This is a genomic window from Pseudoduganella lutea, from assembly GCF_004209755.1.
GTDB classification, from domain to species: Bacteria; Pseudomonadota; Gammaproteobacteria; order Burkholderiales; family Burkholderiaceae_D; genus Rugamonas; species Rugamonas lutea.
The window spans coordinates 6220263-6236774 of sequence record NZ_CP035913.1 but is presented as its reverse complement, the minus strand read 5'-3'; the positions used below and the strand labels follow the sequence as shown (position 1 = coordinate 6236774).

General features: G+C 65.6%; 14 protein-coding genes. 9 read left to right on the top strand and 5 right to left on the bottom strand.

Annotated elements, in window-relative coordinates:
• Nucleotides 1–2: 2 nt before the first annotated feature.
• Complete coding sequence (locus EWM63_RS26340) at nt 3–1187, bottom strand: acyl-CoA dehydrogenase (RefSeq protein ID WP_130189180.1); 1185 nt, start codon at nt 1185–1187, stop codon at nt 3–5.
• Between the two features lie 110 nt (nt 1188–1297).
• Here EWM63_RS26340 and EWM63_RS26335 point away from each other — a divergent pair, with 110 nt between their 5' ends.
• The 3 genes from EWM63_RS26335 (at nt 1298) to EWM63_RS26325 (ending at nt 3240) form a co-directional block, all read left to right on the top strand.
• On the top strand, nt 1298–2188 hold the full coding sequence (locus EWM63_RS26335; RefSeq protein ID WP_130189179.1) for a LysR family transcriptional regulator: 891 nt from the start codon (nt 1298–1300) through the stop codon (nt 2186–2188).
• A gap of 22 nt (nt 2189–2210) precedes the next feature.
• On the top strand, nt 2211–2390 hold the full coding sequence (locus EWM63_RS31900) for a PEP-CTERM sorting domain-containing protein (RefSeq protein WP_165390941.1): 180 nt from the start codon (nt 2211–2213) through the stop codon (nt 2388–2390).
• Between the two features lie 151 nt (nt 2391–2541).
• Nucleotides 2542–3240 (top strand): PEP-CTERM sorting domain-containing protein, encoded by a 699-nt coding sequence (locus tag EWM63_RS26325; protein ID WP_165390940.1) that lies wholly within the window; start codon nt 2542–2544, stop codon nt 3238–3240.
• Between the two features lie 16 nt (nt 3241–3256).
• Here EWM63_RS26325 and EWM63_RS26320 read toward each other — a convergent pair whose 3' ends face one another.
• Nucleotides 3257–4177: a LysR family transcriptional regulator gene (locus tag EWM63_RS26320; RefSeq protein WP_207221159.1), complete on the bottom strand. Its 921-nt coding sequence runs from the start codon at nt 4175–4177 to the stop codon at nt 3257–3259.
• A 114-nt stretch (nt 4178–4291) separates the two neighbouring features.
• Between EWM63_RS26320 and EWM63_RS26315 the strand changes: the two genes are divergently transcribed.
• The 4 genes from EWM63_RS26315 to pyk all read left to right on the top strand — a co-directional run bounded on the left by EWM63_RS26315 (nt 4292) and on the right by pyk (nt 9598).
• Nucleotides 4292–5380: a tartrate dehydrogenase gene (locus EWM63_RS26315; RefSeq protein WP_130189176.1), complete on the top strand. Its 1089-nt coding sequence runs from the start codon at nt 4292–4294 to the stop codon at nt 5378–5380.
• A 101-nt stretch (nt 5381–5481) separates the two neighbouring features.
• Nucleotides 5482–6831, top strand: a complete 1350-nt coding sequence (locus EWM63_RS26310; RefSeq protein ID WP_130189175.1) for a dicarboxylate/amino acid:cation symporter — start codon at nt 5482–5484, stop codon at nt 6829–6831.
• A 19-nt stretch (nt 6832–6850) separates the two neighbouring features.
• Complete coding sequence (locus tag EWM63_RS26305) at nt 6851–8167, top strand: glycerate kinase type-2 family protein (RefSeq protein ID WP_229487514.1); 1317 nt, start codon at nt 6851–6853, stop codon at nt 8165–8167.
• A gap of 12 nt (nt 8168–8179) precedes the next feature.
• Nucleotides 8180–9598, top strand: a complete 1419-nt coding sequence (pyk, locus tag EWM63_RS26300; RefSeq protein WP_130189174.1) for a pyruvate kinase — start codon at nt 8180–8182, stop codon at nt 9596–9598.
• Between the two features lie 191 nt (nt 9599–9789).
• Here pyk and gudD read toward each other — a convergent pair whose 3' ends face one another.
• From gudD to EWM63_RS26285, 3 genes are all read right to left on the bottom strand, one after another.
• Nucleotides 9790–11130 (bottom strand): glucarate dehydratase, encoded by a 1341-nt coding sequence (gudD, locus tag EWM63_RS26295; protein WP_130189173.1) that lies wholly within the window; start codon nt 11128–11130, stop codon nt 9790–9792.
• A gap of 25 nt (nt 11131–11155) precedes the next feature.
• Nucleotides 11156–12541, bottom strand: a complete 1386-nt coding sequence (locus EWM63_RS26290) for an MFS transporter (protein ID WP_130189172.1) — start codon at nt 12539–12541, stop codon at nt 11156–11158.
• 193 nt (nt 12542–12734) lie between these two features.
• On the bottom strand, nt 12735–13619 hold the full coding sequence (locus tag EWM63_RS26285) for a LysR substrate-binding domain-containing protein (RefSeq protein ID WP_130189171.1): 885 nt from the start codon (nt 13617–13619) through the stop codon (nt 12735–12737).
• Nucleotides 13620–13739: 120 nt separating this feature from the next.
• On the opposite strand from EWM63_RS26285, the gene EWM63_RS26280 reads away from it, so the two are divergent.
• Entirely contained in the window at nt 13740–14633 is an 894-nt protein-coding gene (locus EWM63_RS26280) for a CPBP family intramembrane glutamic endopeptidase (RefSeq protein ID WP_165390939.1), read from the top strand.
• Between the two features lie 367 nt (nt 14634–15000).
• Complete coding sequence (locus EWM63_RS26275) at nt 15001–16503, top strand: MFS transporter (protein ID WP_229487513.1); 1503 nt, start codon at nt 15001–15003, stop codon at nt 16501–16503.
• Nucleotides 16504–16512: the final 9 nt, after the last annotated feature.

Sequence of the window (16512 nt, the reverse complement as noted above, 5' to 3'; positions counted from 1 at the left end):
CGTCAGAACGCCGCGATGCCCGTCATCGCGCGGCCGAGGATCAGCGCGTGGATGTCGTGCGTGCCTTCGTAGGTATTGACCACTTCGAGGTTGACGAGGTGGCGGGCCACGCCGAATTCGTCGCTGATGCCGTTCCCGCCCATCATGTCGCGCGCCACGCGGGCGATGTCGAGGGCCTTGCCGCAGGAATTGCGCTTCATGATCGACGTGATCTCGACAGCAGCCGAGCCTTCATCCTTCATGCGCCCCAGCCGCAGGCAGCCCTGCAAGCCGACGGTGATCTCCGTCTGCATGTCGGCCAGCTTCTTCTGCACCAGCTGGTTCGCCGCCAGCGGCTTGCCGAACTGCTTGCGGTCCAGCACATACTGGCGGGCGCGGTGCCAGCAATCCTCGGCCGCGCCCAGCGCGCCCCAGGCGATGCCGTAGCGGGCGCTGTTCAGGCAGGTGAACGGGCCTTTCAGGCCGCGCACGTCAGGGAACGCATTCTCTTCCGGGCAGAACACGTCATTCATCACGATCTCGCCCGTGATCGAGGCGCGCAGGCCCACCTTGCCATGGATCGCCGGCGCGGACAGGCCCTGCCAGCCCTTCTCCAGCACGAAGCCGCGGATCGCGCCTTCGTCATCCTTGGCCCACACGACGAACACGTCCGCGATCGGGCTGTTGGTAATCCACATCTTGCTGCCCGTGAGCCGGTAGCCGCCGTCGACCTTGCGCGCGCGGGTAGTCATGCTGCCAGGGTCGGAGCCGTGGTCCGGTTCCGTCAGGCCGAAGCAGCCGATCCATTCGCCGGTCGCCAGTTTCGGCAGGTATTTCTGTTTCGTCTGCTCGTTGCCGAATTCGAAGATCGGCACCATCACGAGCGACGACTGCACGCTCATCATCGAGCGATAGCCGGAGTCGACGCGCTCGACCTCGCGGGCCACCACGCCATAGCTCACGTAGCCCAGGCCGGCGCCGCCATATTGTTCGGGAATCGTCACGCCCAGCAGGCCCAGCTCGCCCATCTCGCGGAAGATCTCGCTGTCGGTCTTCTCGTTGCGGAACGCTTCCAGCACACGGGGCGCGAGGCGGTCCTGGCAATAGGCGCTGGCGGAATCGCGCACCATGCGTTCTTCATCGGTCAGTTGCTGGTTCAGCAGCAGCGGATCGTCCCAGTGGAAGGCGGCTTTGTGCTTGGATGTCATTTCAGGATCTCGGGCAGGTTGAACATTGACGCAATGTACAATCACGCCAATCGTGCGGCAAACGTTTTATACGCACTGACCTGTGCGTTTTTCGCACTTGGAGATCCTGCATGCGCCGAAAAATTCCTTCCACCCTCGCCCTCTCCGCCTTCGAGGCCGCCGCCCGCCACCAGAGCTTCACGAAGGCGGCCGACGAGCTGGCCGTCACGCAGAGCGCCATCTGCCGCCAGATCGGCGCGCTTGAAGAGTTCCTCGGCGTCGCACTGTTCCGCCGCGGGCGCCGCGGCGTGGCATTGACGGAGGCGGGCCTCGCGTACAGCCGCAAGGTGATGGCGCGGCTGGACGACGTCGAGCGCGACACGCTGGAACTGATGGCCGGCGGCGGCAGCGGCGGCACGCTGGAACTGGGCGTGGTCCCCACGTTCGCGACGAAATGGCTGCTGCCGCGGCTGCCGGACTTCCTGCAGCGCCATCCCGGCATCACCGTCAACCTCGCCGCCCGCGCCCGGCCGTTCCTGTTCGACGACACGCCATTCGACGCCGCCATCCATGCCGGCGAGGCATTCTGGCCCGGTACCGAAGGGATCGTGCTGATGCCCGAGGACCTGGTCGCCGTGGCCAGCCCGAACCTGCCGATCCCCGGTGGCTGGGAGCGGCGCATGCTGCTGCAGATCAGCACGCGGCCGACGATGTGGCGCGACTGGTTCCGTTCCTGCGGCATGGCCGTCGAGGGGGATATGGCCGGCCCGCGCTTCGAACTGTATTCGATGGTGGCCGAAGCCGCCATCCACGGCATGGGGATCGGCCTCGTGCCCCGCTTGCTGATCGAGCCCGAGCTGGCCCGCGGCGCCCTCGTCTTGGCCGCGCCGCATGTCTACCGCAGCGACCGTTCCTACCGCCTGCTGTACCCGGAGCGCAAGGCGGACCATCCCCCGCTCACCGCGTTCCGGCATTGGCTCGATGCCCAGGCCGCGGCCGCGCGGCTGGCAAATTGCAAGTAAAACAATACTGTTGACGCTGCGTGTGGGCAGCCCATTTGCGACCGCGCATTATGGCTTCTCGCAGGGGGCCACCAACCTGCAAGCCTTCGCCACGATCACGTCGCTGACACGTGTGGACATCCAGTCGCCGGTCCCGGAGCCTGCCACCTGGGGCATGCTGGGCCTGGGCCTCGGTATGCTGGCCTTCGTGTCCAGGAAGTAGTCGCGCGCCTGATACCAGATGGCGGGCCATCGGTGGTAAAAGCGCAACATGCAGCAGTTGCATCAGAAACTTTAGAATTGCAACGCAATACAACTTATTGACGGGTTATAACGATGATGCAATCATGGTCATTTCAATAACAGGAATCGCCATGCGCATAGTCCCTGTCTTGCTGCTGTCCGCCGTTGTCGCCATGCCCGCGCAAGCTGCCATTGTCACGTACCAGTTTACCGCCAACGTTTCGGGGCTGACCGAGCATCCCGGCGGCACGGAAATCTACAACAATGTCGAGTCGAGCTCCAGCGCGGGACCGACGATTTCCGTCGGCGATACCTGGACCGGCACCGTTTCGTGGAATACGGACCTGACGCTGGGCTCCTACCAGCCGGAACAGCCAGAACAGGCCAGCTACCGCTTGTACGAAGGCTTCATGGGCGCGACGATCACGGACGCGCAAACCGGCCTGTCGTACAGTTCCGACGCCGACCTCGCCTGGCTGGCGCTGATGCAGGTGCATGATGGCGTAGCCGGCGCCGAGTCGGACTTCCTGTCGATCGGTACCCACGCGTCCGGCGCAGGTTTCGAATCCGGTGATTTCTTTTTCTTCAATTACGATGGCAGCTCGCTGTCCGGCGACGCGCCGCCGGCCAGCCTGAATTTCGCCGACTACTTCACCGCGACCGTCAGCTACAGCTTCCTCGATGTTGGAACGGAAAACTGGATGCAGGCCAACGCCAACATCACGTCATTGACGCTCGTCACGGCGCCGGTCCCCGAACCGTCGACTTACGCCATGCTCGGCCTCGGTCTGGCCGCGCTGGCGATGACGAAGAAGCTGCGTCGCGCCTGACGCCGAGGCCGCGGTTTTACAGCTTGTCCAGCCGCTCGAACCGCTCCACCAGAAAATCCACGAACGTCCGTATCCGCGCCGACAGCTGATGCCGGTGCGGATACACCGCATAGATGTCCGCATCCGGCGTGCGGTACCCCGGCAGCACCTGCACCAGCCGGCCGCTTTGCAGGTATCGCTCGATATCCCATCCGGCACGCATCAGGATGCCATGCCCGTCCAGCGCCCAGCCCACCGCGATCTCGCCATCGTTCGTCGCCAGGTTGCCGCGCACCTTGACGGCGGCGGCGTCGTTTTCCGCATCGCGGCCGGCCAGCAGGCGCCACACGCCATACGCCTCGTCGCCCTGCCGGATCGTGATGCAGTTGTGCCGCGCCAGTTCGGCCGGCGTCTTGGGCTCGCCGTGCCGGTCCAGGTATTTCGGCGCTGCGCACAGCAGCCGGCGGTTCGCGGCGAGGCGCCGGGCGATCACGCGGGTATCGGCCGGCGCGCCGAAGCGGATGCACACGTCGTACTGGTCGTCCGCCAGCGGCGGCGGATCGACCGAGAGCTGCAGCTGCACGTCGACCTCGGGATAGCGCAGCACGTACTGCGAGATCGCCGGCGCGATGTGCAATCGCCCGAAGCCCAGCGTGGCATTTACGCGCAACTGCCCTTTCGGCACTCCCTGTGACTTCGTCAGCATCTGCTCGAGGTCGGCGATCTCGCGCAGGATGCGCTGCGCATGCTCGATGAGCACGTCGCCTTCCGGTGTCAGGCTCATGCGGCGCGTCGTGCGGTTTACCAGCGGCACGCCGATCCGCCCTTCCAGCAGCGCAAGGCGCTTGCTGACGGCCGACGTGGTGATGCCCAGTTCCCGCGCCGCGGCACTCAGGCTGCCGCTGGTGGCGAGCGTCACCATGAACGTCAATTCTGCCGGCTGCAGTCCCACATCCATTATTGAGCTCCAGGTTGACAACGGATTGAGTTTACAGGCCATTCGAGCGCCAGTCCACCCGCTACAGTGACCACACCTTCCGTTCTGTTCAATCCATTCACTCAGGAGACACCCATGAAAACGTACCAGATCGCCACCATTCCCGGCGACGGCATCGGCAAGGAAGTCGTGCCGGCGGGCCGCGAAGTCCTGGCCACGCTGGCCGCGCACAGCGGCACATTCCAGTTCGCGTTCGAGGACTTCGACTGGGGCGGCGATTACTACCGCCAGCACGGCGTGATGATGCCGGCCGACGGTCTCGACGCGCTGCGCGGCAAGGACGCCATCCTGTTCGGCTCGGCCGGCGACCCGGACATTCCCGACCACATCACGCTGTGGGGCCTGCGCCTGAAGATCTGCCAGGGCTTCGACCAGTATGCCAACGTGCGCCCCACCCGCATCCTGCCGGGCATCGACGCGCCATTGAAGCGCTGCGCGCCGCAAGACCTGAACTGGGTCATCGTGCGGGAGAATTCGGAAGGCGAGTATTCGGGCGTGGGCGGCCGCGTGCACCAGGGCCACCCGATCGAGGCGGCCACCGACGTGTCGATGATGACGCGCGTGGGTGTCGAGCGCATCCTGCGCTTCGCGTTCAAGCTGGCGAAGTCTCGCCCCCGCAAGCTGCTCACGGTGATCACCAAGAGCAACGCGCAGCGCCACGCCATGGTGATGTGGGACGAGATCGCGCTGCAGGTGTCGCAGGAATTCCCGGACGTGAAATGGGACAAGGAACTGGTCGACGCCGCCACGGCGCGCATGGTCAACCGCCCCGCCACGCTCGATACGATCGTGGCCACGAACCTGCACGCCGACATCCTGTCCGACCTGGCCGCTGCGCTGGCCGGCAGCCTGGGCATCGCCCCCACGGGCAACATCGACCCGGAGCGCCGCTATCCGTCCATGTTCGAACCGATCCACGGCTCCGCGTTCGACATCATGGGCAAGGGCCTGGCCAATCCGGTCGGCACGTTCTGGTCCGTCGTCATGCTGCTCGAGCACCTGGGCGAACCGGAAGCCGCCGCCCGCGTGATGGCCGCCATCGAGCACGTGACCGCGAACCGAGCCCTGCACACGGGCGACCTGGGCGGCAAGGCCACCACGGCCGACGTGACGCGCGCGGTGTGCGACTTCCTGTCCAGGGACGCCGATCGCAAGGCCGCCTGAAGCCGCATCCGATCGTTTTCCGCTGATTCCGACCTGCCACCAAGAGCAAGGCGGATCCGGCGTAGCAGCAGCCTGAAGCGTTACCCATACTGGAGACAACCATGTCAAAACGATTCCTTGGAAAGCTGTATGTCCAGGTGCTGATCGGCGTGCTCGCCGGCGGCATCCTGGGCGTTCTGTACCCGCACTTCGCGGCCGACCTGAAGCCGCTGGGCGACGCGTTCATCCGCCTCATCAAGATGGTGTTCGCCCCCGTGATCTTCGCGATGGTGGTGCTGGGCATCGCCAAGATGGACAGCATGAAGGAGCTGGGCCGCGTGGGTTCCCGCGCGCTGATCTACTTCGAAGTCATGTCCACGTTCGCGCTGGGGCTGGGCCTGGTCGTCGTCAACCTGGCCAAGCCCGGTGTCGGCATGAACGTCGACGTGCACACGCTCGATACGACCGGCATCAAGAACTACACGGCGGCCGCCGGCCACTCCGGCGGCTTCGTCGACTTCCTGCTGCACATGATCCCCACCAGCGTGGTCGACGCGCTGGCGAAGAACGACATCCTGCAGATCCTCGTGTTCGCCACGATGTTCGGCGTGGCGCTGTCGCACATGGGCCGCCGCGCCAAGCCGGTGGTCGACTTCCTGGAAGCGTTCAGCAACAGCATGTTCATCGTCGTCGGCATGATCATGCGCGTGGCGCCGCTGGCCGCGTTCGGCGCCATCGGCTTCACGGTCGGGAAATACGGCCTGGGTTCGCTCGTCTCGCTGGGCTACCTGATGGCCTGCATGTACATCACCTGCTTCGTGTTCGTCGTGGCGATCCTCGGCCTGGTGGCGCGCATTTCCGGCTTCAGCCTGTGGAAGTTCCTGCGCTACATAAAGGACGAGATCTTCACAGTGCTGGGCACCAGCTCGTCCGAATCCGTGGTGCCGCAGCTGATGCGCAAGCTCGAGCACGTGGGCGTGTCGAAGCCCGTCGTCGGCCTCGTGATCCCGTCCGGCGTCACGTTCAACCCGGACGGCCAGTGCATTTACTACACGATGGCGGCCATCTTCATCGCCCAGGCGACGAACACGCCACTCACGCTGACCGACCAGCTGGTGGTGCTGGGCGTGCTGATGGTGACGTCGAAAGGGTCGGCCGGCGTGACCGGTTCGGGCTTCATCACGCTGGCCGCCACGCTGGCCTCGATGGGCAAGATCCCCGTCGAGGGCATGGTGCTGCTGCTGGGCGTGGACCGCTTCATGTCCGAAGCGCGGGCCATCACGAACACGATCGGCAACGCGGTCGGCACGATGGCGATCGCCCAGTGGGTGGGCGCGCTGGACCGCAAGCAGATGCACCGCGTGCTGGACGGCCAGTCGTCGCCCGAAGAGCTGCGTGCGCTGTACGAGCAGGACGACGACGCGGACAGGCCCGCACCGGAGCTCCTGCCGGTGCACAAGGTGTCCGCCTGACATGTACTATGCTCCTATCATGAAGACATCGATGGATGACACGCGGGAAGACCCGCAGGCATGCGGGCTGCTGCGGCGCATGCTCGACGCAGCCATCGCCGCCTCGCAACCGGCGCTGTGCCTTCCCGGCCTGCTGCCCGAAGCGCCGAAGGGGCGGCTGATCGTGATCGGCGCCGGCAAGGCGTCGGCCGAGATGGCCCGCGCCGTCGAGCGCAACTGGCCCGGGCCGCTCGAAGGCCTGGTTGTCACCCGCTACGGCTACGCGGTGCCGTGCGAGCGCATCGAGATCGTAGAAGCGGCGCACCCGGTGCCGGATACCGCCGGCCACGCCGCCGCCCGGCGCATGCTGGACATGGTCGGCGGCCTGCACGAGGACGACACGGTATTGTGCCTGATTTCCGGTGGCGGCTCCTCGCTGCTGCCGCTGCCGCTCGAGGGCATCACGCTGGAAGACAAGCAGCAGGTCAACACGGCACTGCTCAAATCCGGCGCCACCATCGGCGAGATGAACTGCGTGCGGCGCCACCTGTCGGCCATCAAGGGCGGACGGCTGGGCGCCGCTTGTTACCCGGCCAAAGTCGTCACGCTGCTGATTTCCGACGTGCCGGGCGACGATCCGCGCGACATCGCTTCCGGTCCCACGGTACCCGACCCGACGACCTGCGACGATGCGCTGGCCATCATCCGCCGCTACGGCATCGACTTGCCGGACCGCGTGCTCGCCGTACTGCACAGCGGCCGTGGCGAGTCTGTCAAACCCGGCGATCCGCGCCTGGCCCGCGCCGAGGTGCGCATGATCGCCACGCCGCAGATGGCGCTGGAAGCGGCGGCCCGCGTGGCGCTCGATGCCGGCATCACGCCCTATATCCTGGGCGACAGCCTGGAAGGTGAGGCGCGCGACGTGGGCAAGGTGCTGGCGGGCGTGGCGCTGCAGACGGCGCGACGCGGCCAGCCGTTCGCGGGCCCGTGCGTGCTGCTGTCGGGCGGCGAAACCACGGTCACCGTGCGCGGCAACGGCCGCGGCGGGCGCAACGTCGAATTTTTGCTTGCCTGCGCGCTGGCCCTGCGCGGCGAACCCGGCATCTACGGCCTGGCGGCCGACACGGACGGTGTCGACGGCCAGGAGGAAATCGCCGGCGCCGTCATCCGCCCGGACACGCTGGAACGCGCCTGGGCCGCGGGCCTGCGCCCGCACGACAGCCTGGACGACAATGACGGCCACGGCTTCTTCGGGGCGCTGGGCGACAGCGTCGTCACCGGCCCCACGCTCACGAACGTCAACGATTTCCGCGCGCTGCTGGTGCTTCAATCCAGCTTGCCGCGCCGCGAACACTGATACGGAGACCCCATGCATCGCCAACGCAACGCCAAGATCGTCGCCACCCTCGGCCCCGCAAGCTCGGATCCGGACACCATACGCGCCCTGTTCGACGCCGGTGCCGACGTCTTCCGGCTGAACTTCAGCCATGGCAGCCATGCCGACCACCGCCAGCGCTTCGACACGATCCGCGCCATCGAGGCCGAAACGGGGCGGCCGATCGGCGTGCTGCTCGACCTGCAAGGCCCGAAACTGCGGCTCGGCACGTTCGCGGAGGGTGCGGTCACGCTGGCCGCGGGTGATGCCTTCCGTCTCGACCTGGACCGCGACGTGGCGGGTGACGCGCATCGCGCGCCCCTGCCCCATCCCGAGATCTTCGCGGCATTGGTGCCCGGCACCGACCTGCTGGTCGACGACGGGCGGGTGCGGCTGCGCGTGGAAGCGTGCGGACCGGATTTCGCGGCAACGCACGTCGTCACCGGCGGGCGGGTTTCCGACCGCAAGGGCGTCAACGTGCCCGGCGTGGTGCTGCCGCTGTCGGCGCTGACGGAAAAGGACCGGCAAGACCTGGAATTCGGCCTGAAGCTCGGCGTGGACTGGGTCGCGCTGTCGTTCGTGCAGCGGCCGGAAGACATCGACGAGATCCGGGACATCGTGGCGGGCCGCGCCGCCATCGTTGCCAAGCTGGAAAAGCCGGCGGCGATCCACAGCCTCGATGCGATCGTGGCGGCCAGCGACGCGGTCATGGTCGCGCGCGGCGACCTGGGCGTGGAAATGCCGCCGGAACAGGTGCCGGCCATCCAGAAACGCATCGTGCGGGCCTGCAGGAAGGTCGGCAAGCCGGTGATCGTGGCCACGCAAATGCTCGAATCGATGGTGGCGGCGCCGGTGCCCACGCGGGCCGAAGCGTCGGACGTGGCCACCGCCATCTACGCCGGGGCGGACGCCGTGATGCTGTCCGCCGAATCGGCTTCCGGCCAGTACCCGCGCGACGCGGTGCGCATCATGAATTCGATCATCGCGCAAACGGAAGCCGATCCGTATTACCGCGAAGAGCTGGCGATCGCCGCGGGCGCCGCCGCCACACTGGCATCGGACGGCATCGGCATCGCCGTGCGCAGCGTGACCGAGGCGCTGCGCATCGCCGCCGTCGTCGCCTACACGTGCTCCGGGTATTCCGCCCTGCGCATGGCCCGCGAGCGGCCGCGCGCGCCCATCATCGGCATGACACCGCACATGGCGACCGCCCGGCGGCTGGCACTGGCCTGGGGCGTGCACCCGGTGCTGTGCCCGGAGGTGGCCGACGTGGCCGAGATGACCGACCAGGCCTGCGCGGTCGCCCGCCGGGAAGAAGTGGCCAGCGCGGGCGATACGATCGTCATTTCGGCGGGCATGCCGTTCAGCGTGCCGGGCACCACGAACTTGCTGCGGATCGCGCAGGTAGGATAAACGACAGACCGCCAAAGTCGAACGGGCAAAAAAAATGCCGGCGCTGGGCCGGCAAATTCCAATTCTCTGGGAGAGTTGGAGGAGACAGGTGCATCATCTCATCCACTCCACCATTACGCTACTTTATTTCCCGCATACCTCCCATCAGGCCTGTGAATAACTGACCATCCGGGCGGGCATGCACCCGGCGGTCAGCGCACCAGGCAGGGTTTCTTGTTGTCGAACTGCCAGCCCGGCACGAGGAACTGCATGGCCGCCGCATCGTCGCGGGCGCCAAGGCCCATGTTCTTGTACGCCTGGTGCGCCTTTTCCAGTTCGGCCTCATCGAGCTCGATGCCCAGGCCCGGCCTTTGCGGAATGGCGATGAAACCGCCCTCGATCTTCAACGGATCCTTCGTCAGGCGCTGGCCGTCCTGCCAGATCCAGTGCGTGTCGATCGCCGTCACCTTGCCCGGGGCCGCCGCGCCCACGTGCGTAAACATCGCCAGCGAAATGTCGAAGTGGTTGTTCGAGTGCGAGCCCCACGTGAGGCCGAACATCTGGCACAGCTGCGCCACGCGCACGGAGCCCTGCATGGTCCAGAAGTGCGGGTCGGCCAGCGGAATGTCGACCGACTGCAGCTGGATCGAGTGGGCCATCTGGCGCCAGTCGGTGGCGATCATGTTCGTGGCCGTCGGCAGTCCCGTGGCGCGGCGGAATTCGGCCATCACTTCGCGGCCCGAGAAACCGTTCTCGGCGCCGCACGGGTCTTCCGCATAGGCGAGGATGCCGTGCTTGTCGCGGCACACGCGGATCGCTTCCTGCAGCGACCAGGCACCATTCGGGTCCAGCGTCACGCGCGCTTCGGGGAAACGCTCGTGCAGTGCGACGATCGCTTCCATTTCCGCATCCGCGCTCAGCACGCCGCCCTTCAGCTTGAAGTCGTTGAAGCCATAGCGCTCGCGGGTGGCTTCGGCCAGGCGCACGATACTTTCCGGGGTCAGCGCCTCTTCATTGCGCAGGCGGAACCAGGCATTGTCCGCATCCGGCTCGGCGCGGTAGTCCAGCGTTGTTTTCGCGCGGTCGCCCACGTAGAACAGGTAGCCGAGCATCTCGACCTTGTCGCGCTGCCGGCCCTCGCCCAGCAGGTCGGCGACCGGCACGTTCATGAACTGGCCCAGCAGGTCGAGCAGCGCCGATTCCATCGCCGTCACGGCGTGGATCGTGATGCGCAGGTCGAACGTCTGCTGGCCGCGGCCACCGGCGTCGCGCTCGGCAAAGGTGGCGCGCATCGCGTTCAGGATGTTGTTGTACTCGCCCAGGCTCTTGCCGATCACGAGGGCACGCGCGTCTTCCAGTGTCTGGCGAATCTTTTCGCCGCCCGGCACTTCGCCCAGGCCGGTGTTGCCGGCGCTGTCGGTCAGGATCACGATATTGCGGGTGAACCAGGCGCCGTGCGCACCGGAGAGGTTGAGCAGCATGCTGTCCTGGCCCGCGACGGGGACGACACGCATGTCGGTAACGACGGGAGCGCCGGAGACGGTGGTATTCATTTGTATGTATCCAATGTAAGAACGATTACTTGATCGGGGATTTGGTCAACGATTTGGTCAACGATTTGGTCAACACGACGCGCTTGATGTCGCCCACGATGAACAGGTAGCAGAAGATCGCGACCGCCGCGTTGGCGCCGACGAAGACCAGGGCGCCCGAGAACGAACCCGTGTTCTGCACGATGTAGCCGATGACGATCGGTGTAGTGATGCCGGCGGTATTGCCGAAAGTGTTGAACAGCGCGCCGGACAGGCCACCTGCTTCCTTCGGCGACGTGTCGGCCACCACGGCCCAGCCCAGCGCGCCGATGCCCTTGCCCAGGAACGCCAGCGACATCACGGCGACCACCAGCATGTCGGTCTCGATGTAGTTACAGCCGATCATGCTCATCGACAGGAACATGCCCAGCACGATCGGCACCTTGCGCGACACGGACAGCGAATAGCCGGCCTTGCTCAGGCGGTCGGACAGCCAGCCGCCGGCGATGCCGCCCAGGAAACCGGCGATGGCCGGCATCGAGGCCACGAAGCCCGCCTTCAGGATCGTCATGCCGCGTTCCTGCACGAGGTACACGGGGAACCACGTCAGGAAGAAATATGTCAGCGTCGTGATGCAGTACTGCGCCACGTACACGCCCAGCAGCATGCGGTTCGACAGCAGTTCCTTGATGGCGGCGAACACGTCGACCTGGCTCGGCTCGCCGGCATGCTTTTTTTCCTCCAGGTCGACCAGCGCGCCACCTTCCTTGATGTACTGGAGTTCGGCCGCATTGATCGACGGGTGCTGGCGCGGGCCATGGATCACCTTCAGCCACACGAAGGCCAGGCCGATGCCCAGGGCGCCCATCACGTAGAACACGCTGTGCCAGTCGTAGGTATGCACCAGCCAGCCCATGATCGGGGCAAACAGCACGGTGGCGAAATACTGGGCCGAATTGAATACGGCGGCGGCCAGGCCCCGTTCATGGGTGGGGAACCAGGACGAGGCGATGCGGCTGTTGCCGGGGAACGAAGGCGCCTCGGCGGCACCGACCAGCAGGCGCAATGCGAACAGCAGCGCCACCGCGGTCGCGCCCGTGAAGAAGCCGATGGCGCCCGTCAGCATCGTGAACAGCGACCACAGGAAAATACTGAAGAAATACGTGATGCGCGTGCCGAAGCGGTCGAGCAGCCAGCCACCCGGCAGCTGGGCCAGCACGTAGGACCAGGCGAATGCCGAGAACACGTAGCCCATTTCCACGGCCGACAGGCCGAGATCGGCCTTCAGGCTCGGGCCGGCGATCGAGATCGTGGCGCGGTCCGCATAGTTGATGGTGGTGACGGCGAACAGCATCGCCAGGATGGTCCAGCGCGTGCGGGTGCGGGTGGCAGACGAGGTTGGGGCTTTGTCGATCGGTGGTGCGTGCTGCATGGTGTCTCCTGTTGTCTTGTACGCCCGGGAATCATATGCCTGCGCTCCCATGCCAACAAACCAATCAGTGACGCCACCAATTCAATAATTGAATTACTCAGAATCAACAGCCTGCCGGGGCGACAGGACTTTCCGCCATCTGATCAAGGGGTTGGCGCTCCGATCAGCTTGCTGATCGATGCACGGCAGGCATCTAGCCCGGGTGAAAAGTCGGCAACACATCGCGCCTGAACAGCTGCAGCACGGGGTTCTCGTTATCGCGCCGGTAGGCGCACACGGTTTCCACCGGTTCCGTTTCCATCCGGCGCATCACGATGCCATCGAATTGCAGGCGCGATGCGCCTTCTGCGATCAGCGCGGCCCCCAGCCCCGCGCGTACCAGCGCCAGCATCGTGTGCACCTGGCCGATGTGTTCGACGATATCGGGCACCACGCCGGCCCGCTCGAAGCGTTCGCTGAGCATCTGGTGGAACGGCCGCGCCTCGTAGGGCGAGTACATGACGAAGGGCTTGCCGTGCAGGCTGGCGAGTGTGGGCTCCAGCGGCCAGCCGTCCGCTTCCCGTTCCGGGATCGCCAGCATCAGCGCCTCGCGTGCCAGCAGCGTGCTGTGCAGTTCCGGATTCATCGGGTGGGGCCGCATCAGGCCGAGGTCGAGCTGGCCCGCGTTCAAGGCCTCGACCTGGGTCGTGCTGACCAGCTCCTTCAAAGTCAGCGAAATGCCGGGCGACCGTTCGCGCAGGCGGCGCACTACCTCGGGCAACAGGCTGTAGCCGGAAGCGGACGTGAAGCCGATCGCCAGCGTGCCCTGTTCGCCCTTCGCGGCGCGGCGGGCCGTGAACGTCGCCTCCTCGGCCATGCGCAGGATGCGGACCGCTTCGGGAAAGAACGCCTTGCCGGCCGCCGTCAGCCGCACCGTGCGGCTGTTCCGTTCCAGCAGCTGGGCACCGACATGGTGCTCGAGCAGACGGATCTGGCGGCTCAGCGGCGGCTGGGTCATGTTGAGCCGTTCCGCCGCGCGGCTGAAGTGCAATTCCTCCGCCACTGCGACAAAGCAGCGGAGCTGGCTGATCTCGAACATCGGGCGGTTCCTGGAGCGATGGAGCCGCCATTCTAAGGTACATCCCACGAGAGCCATCGGGCCATGGAAGCGGCTTGCCTCTTTGTCTATAATGGCCAACCTTTCCCTCTCGCGCCGACCATGACTTCGTTGCCCCCTTCGTTCTGGCCCCTGGCCGCCACCTGGCTGCTTGCCGTCCTCTCGTTGTGGATGCCGCCACTGGGCCGGGTTCCAGCATGGCCGATCGGCCTGGCCATCGCCGTCGCCACCGCCGTGTCCCTCGGCGCAATGCAGGCCGGCGGCGTGGTGGCCCTGCTGGTGCTCATCGCGCTGTGCACGGGATGGCAGCGCACCACGGGCGCAGGCGTGAAACAGCGCGTCGTGAAAGGCGTGCTGCTGGCGGCGATCATCGTGCTGGCGCTGGCGCTCGCGCTGCACGTCGTGCCCGGCTTCGCCAACCCGCTCCTGCTGGAGAAATTGCAGGTCAGCGCGGCGTCGGTGCCCGTATCGCTGTACCTCAACCTGGACAAGACCGCCGTGGGCATCGTGCTGTGCGCCACGTTCGCGCTACCCGCGCGCGACCGCGCGGCATGGCGCGCCGTCATCGCCGCGTGGCCCGTGATCGTGGCCACACCCGTCATCGTGCTGCTGGCCGGCTATGGCGCCGGCGTCATCGCCATCGATCCGAAATGGTTCGCCAGCTGGTTCCACTACGCGCCACTGTTCCTGCTGCTGAACCTGTTCACCACCTGCCTGGCCGAGGAAGCCTTCTTTCGCGCACTGGTCCAGGGGCGGCTGGCCGCCGCGCTGTCGCACCGGCCGGACGGTGCTCGCATCGCCGTGGCCACGGCCGCCATCCTGTTCGGCGTGGCCCATGCGCACGGCGGCCCCGCGCTGATCGTGCTGGCCACGTTCGCCGGTTTCGGCTACGGCCTCGCCTACCAGCGCAGCGGCCGGATCGAAGCCGCGATCCTCACGCACTTCGCGCTCAACGCCACGCACTTCCTGATGTTCACGTATCCGGCGCTGCGCTGAAAATTGCCGAGAAAATGGGGTACGTCCCCATTTTTCGAGCAATGTTGCACAAAAAATGGGGACGTACCCCATTTTTTTGGGTAACTTTCCGCGGGCAAAAAAAAATGCCGGCTCGGGGCCGGCGAATTCCAATTCTCTGGGAGAGTTGGAGGAGACAGGTGCATCATCGCAGTTGCCCCGGCATTCCGCCACTTTATTTCCCGCATGACACAGATAAGTTTTGTGAATAACTCTCGAGGCACTGATCGGTAGCGCAACCAGAAATATTCCAACAAGCGATGAACTTGGGCTAACATATAGAAATGGTTGCGCTATTCATTTGCGATAACGCGAGTGTTACGACCTCATAACGATAAAGCGAGACATCATGACCAACATGCAACAGCCCGCCATCGAGCCGGGCGCTGCCGACCGCCTGACAGTCACGGAGAAAGTCGGCTACTGCCTGGGCGACCTGGCGGCCAACCTGATCTTCCAGACCCTGCTCACCTTCATCGCGTTCTTCTACACGGACGTGTTCAAGGTGTCGCCCAACGCGGCGGCCACGATCATCTTCGCCGGCGGCCTCGTCGGTGCCTGCTTCAATCCACTGATGGGCCTGATTGCCGACCGCACCGTTACGCGCTGGGGCAAGTTCCGCCCGTGGATCCTGTGGACATCGGTGCCGTTCGGCCTGATCGCCATCCTCGCCTTCAGCACGCCGGACCTGGGGCCCGACGGCAAGATCATCTATGCCTCGCTCACCTACGTGCTGCTGATGCTGATTTACTCGGCCAACAACCTGCCCTACTCCGCGCTGTCCGGCGTGCTGACCGGCAGCATGTCCGAGCGTAACAGCCTGTCGGCCTACCGCTTCGTGGCCGTGATGGTGGCGCAGTTCATCATCCAGGTGCTGCTGCTGCCGCTCGTGCTGATCCTCGGCGACGGCGACAAGGTCGCGGGCTTCCGCAACACCATGGTCATCTTTGCCATCGCAGGCACGATCTGCTTCCTTATCACCTTCTTCACCACGCGCGAGCGCATCGTGCCGACGGCCGCGCAGCGCTCGAGCATCGGCCAGGACATCACGGACCTGCTGCGCAACCGCCCGTGGATGGTGATGCTGACCGTGACGATCCTCGTGTTCATCACGCTTGCCCTGAAGGGCGGCATGTACATCTATTACTTCCGCAGCTACCTGTCGAGCCAGCACCTGGCCGTGTTCCTGCAGGATGTGGGCTTCAACGGTTTCATCGCCGGCCTCAACGCCGTGCTGGCGAGCGTGGGCCTCACCGCGTTCCAGTGGCCGGAAGATGCGCCCACGTCCGCGTTCAGCGTGTTCAACGCGATCGGCATCGTGATGATGATCATCGGCATCGGCTTCTCGCGCCCACTGGCCGACCGCTTCGGCAAGCGCGAGGTATTCGGCATCGCGCTGTTCATCTCCACGCTGTTCATGCTGGCGTTCTACTTCTACGCGCCCACGTCGATCGGCATCGTGTTCGTGTCGCAGCTGCTGCACGGCTTCTTCTATGGCATCACGATCCCGCTGCTGTGGGCGATGATCGCCGACGTGGCCGACTATTCGGAATGGAAGAACAACCGCCGCGCCACGGCGCTGCTGTTCTCGGCCATGATCTTCGGCCTGAAGGCGGGCCTGTCCATCGGCGGCGCGCTGGTGGCCGGGCTGCTGTCGACCGTTGGCTACGACGCCACGCAGGCGGTGCAGGCCCCGGCCGTGGCCGATGGCATCCGCCTGTCCGTCAGCCTGTACGCGGCGATCCCGTTCCTGCTTGCCGTCGGCAGCCTGGCGTTCTACGAAATCAGGAAGTCGATGGAACGCACCATCGAACAGGAACTGGGCCTGCGCCGCGCCGCGGCCCCGCAATAGTCCAATCAT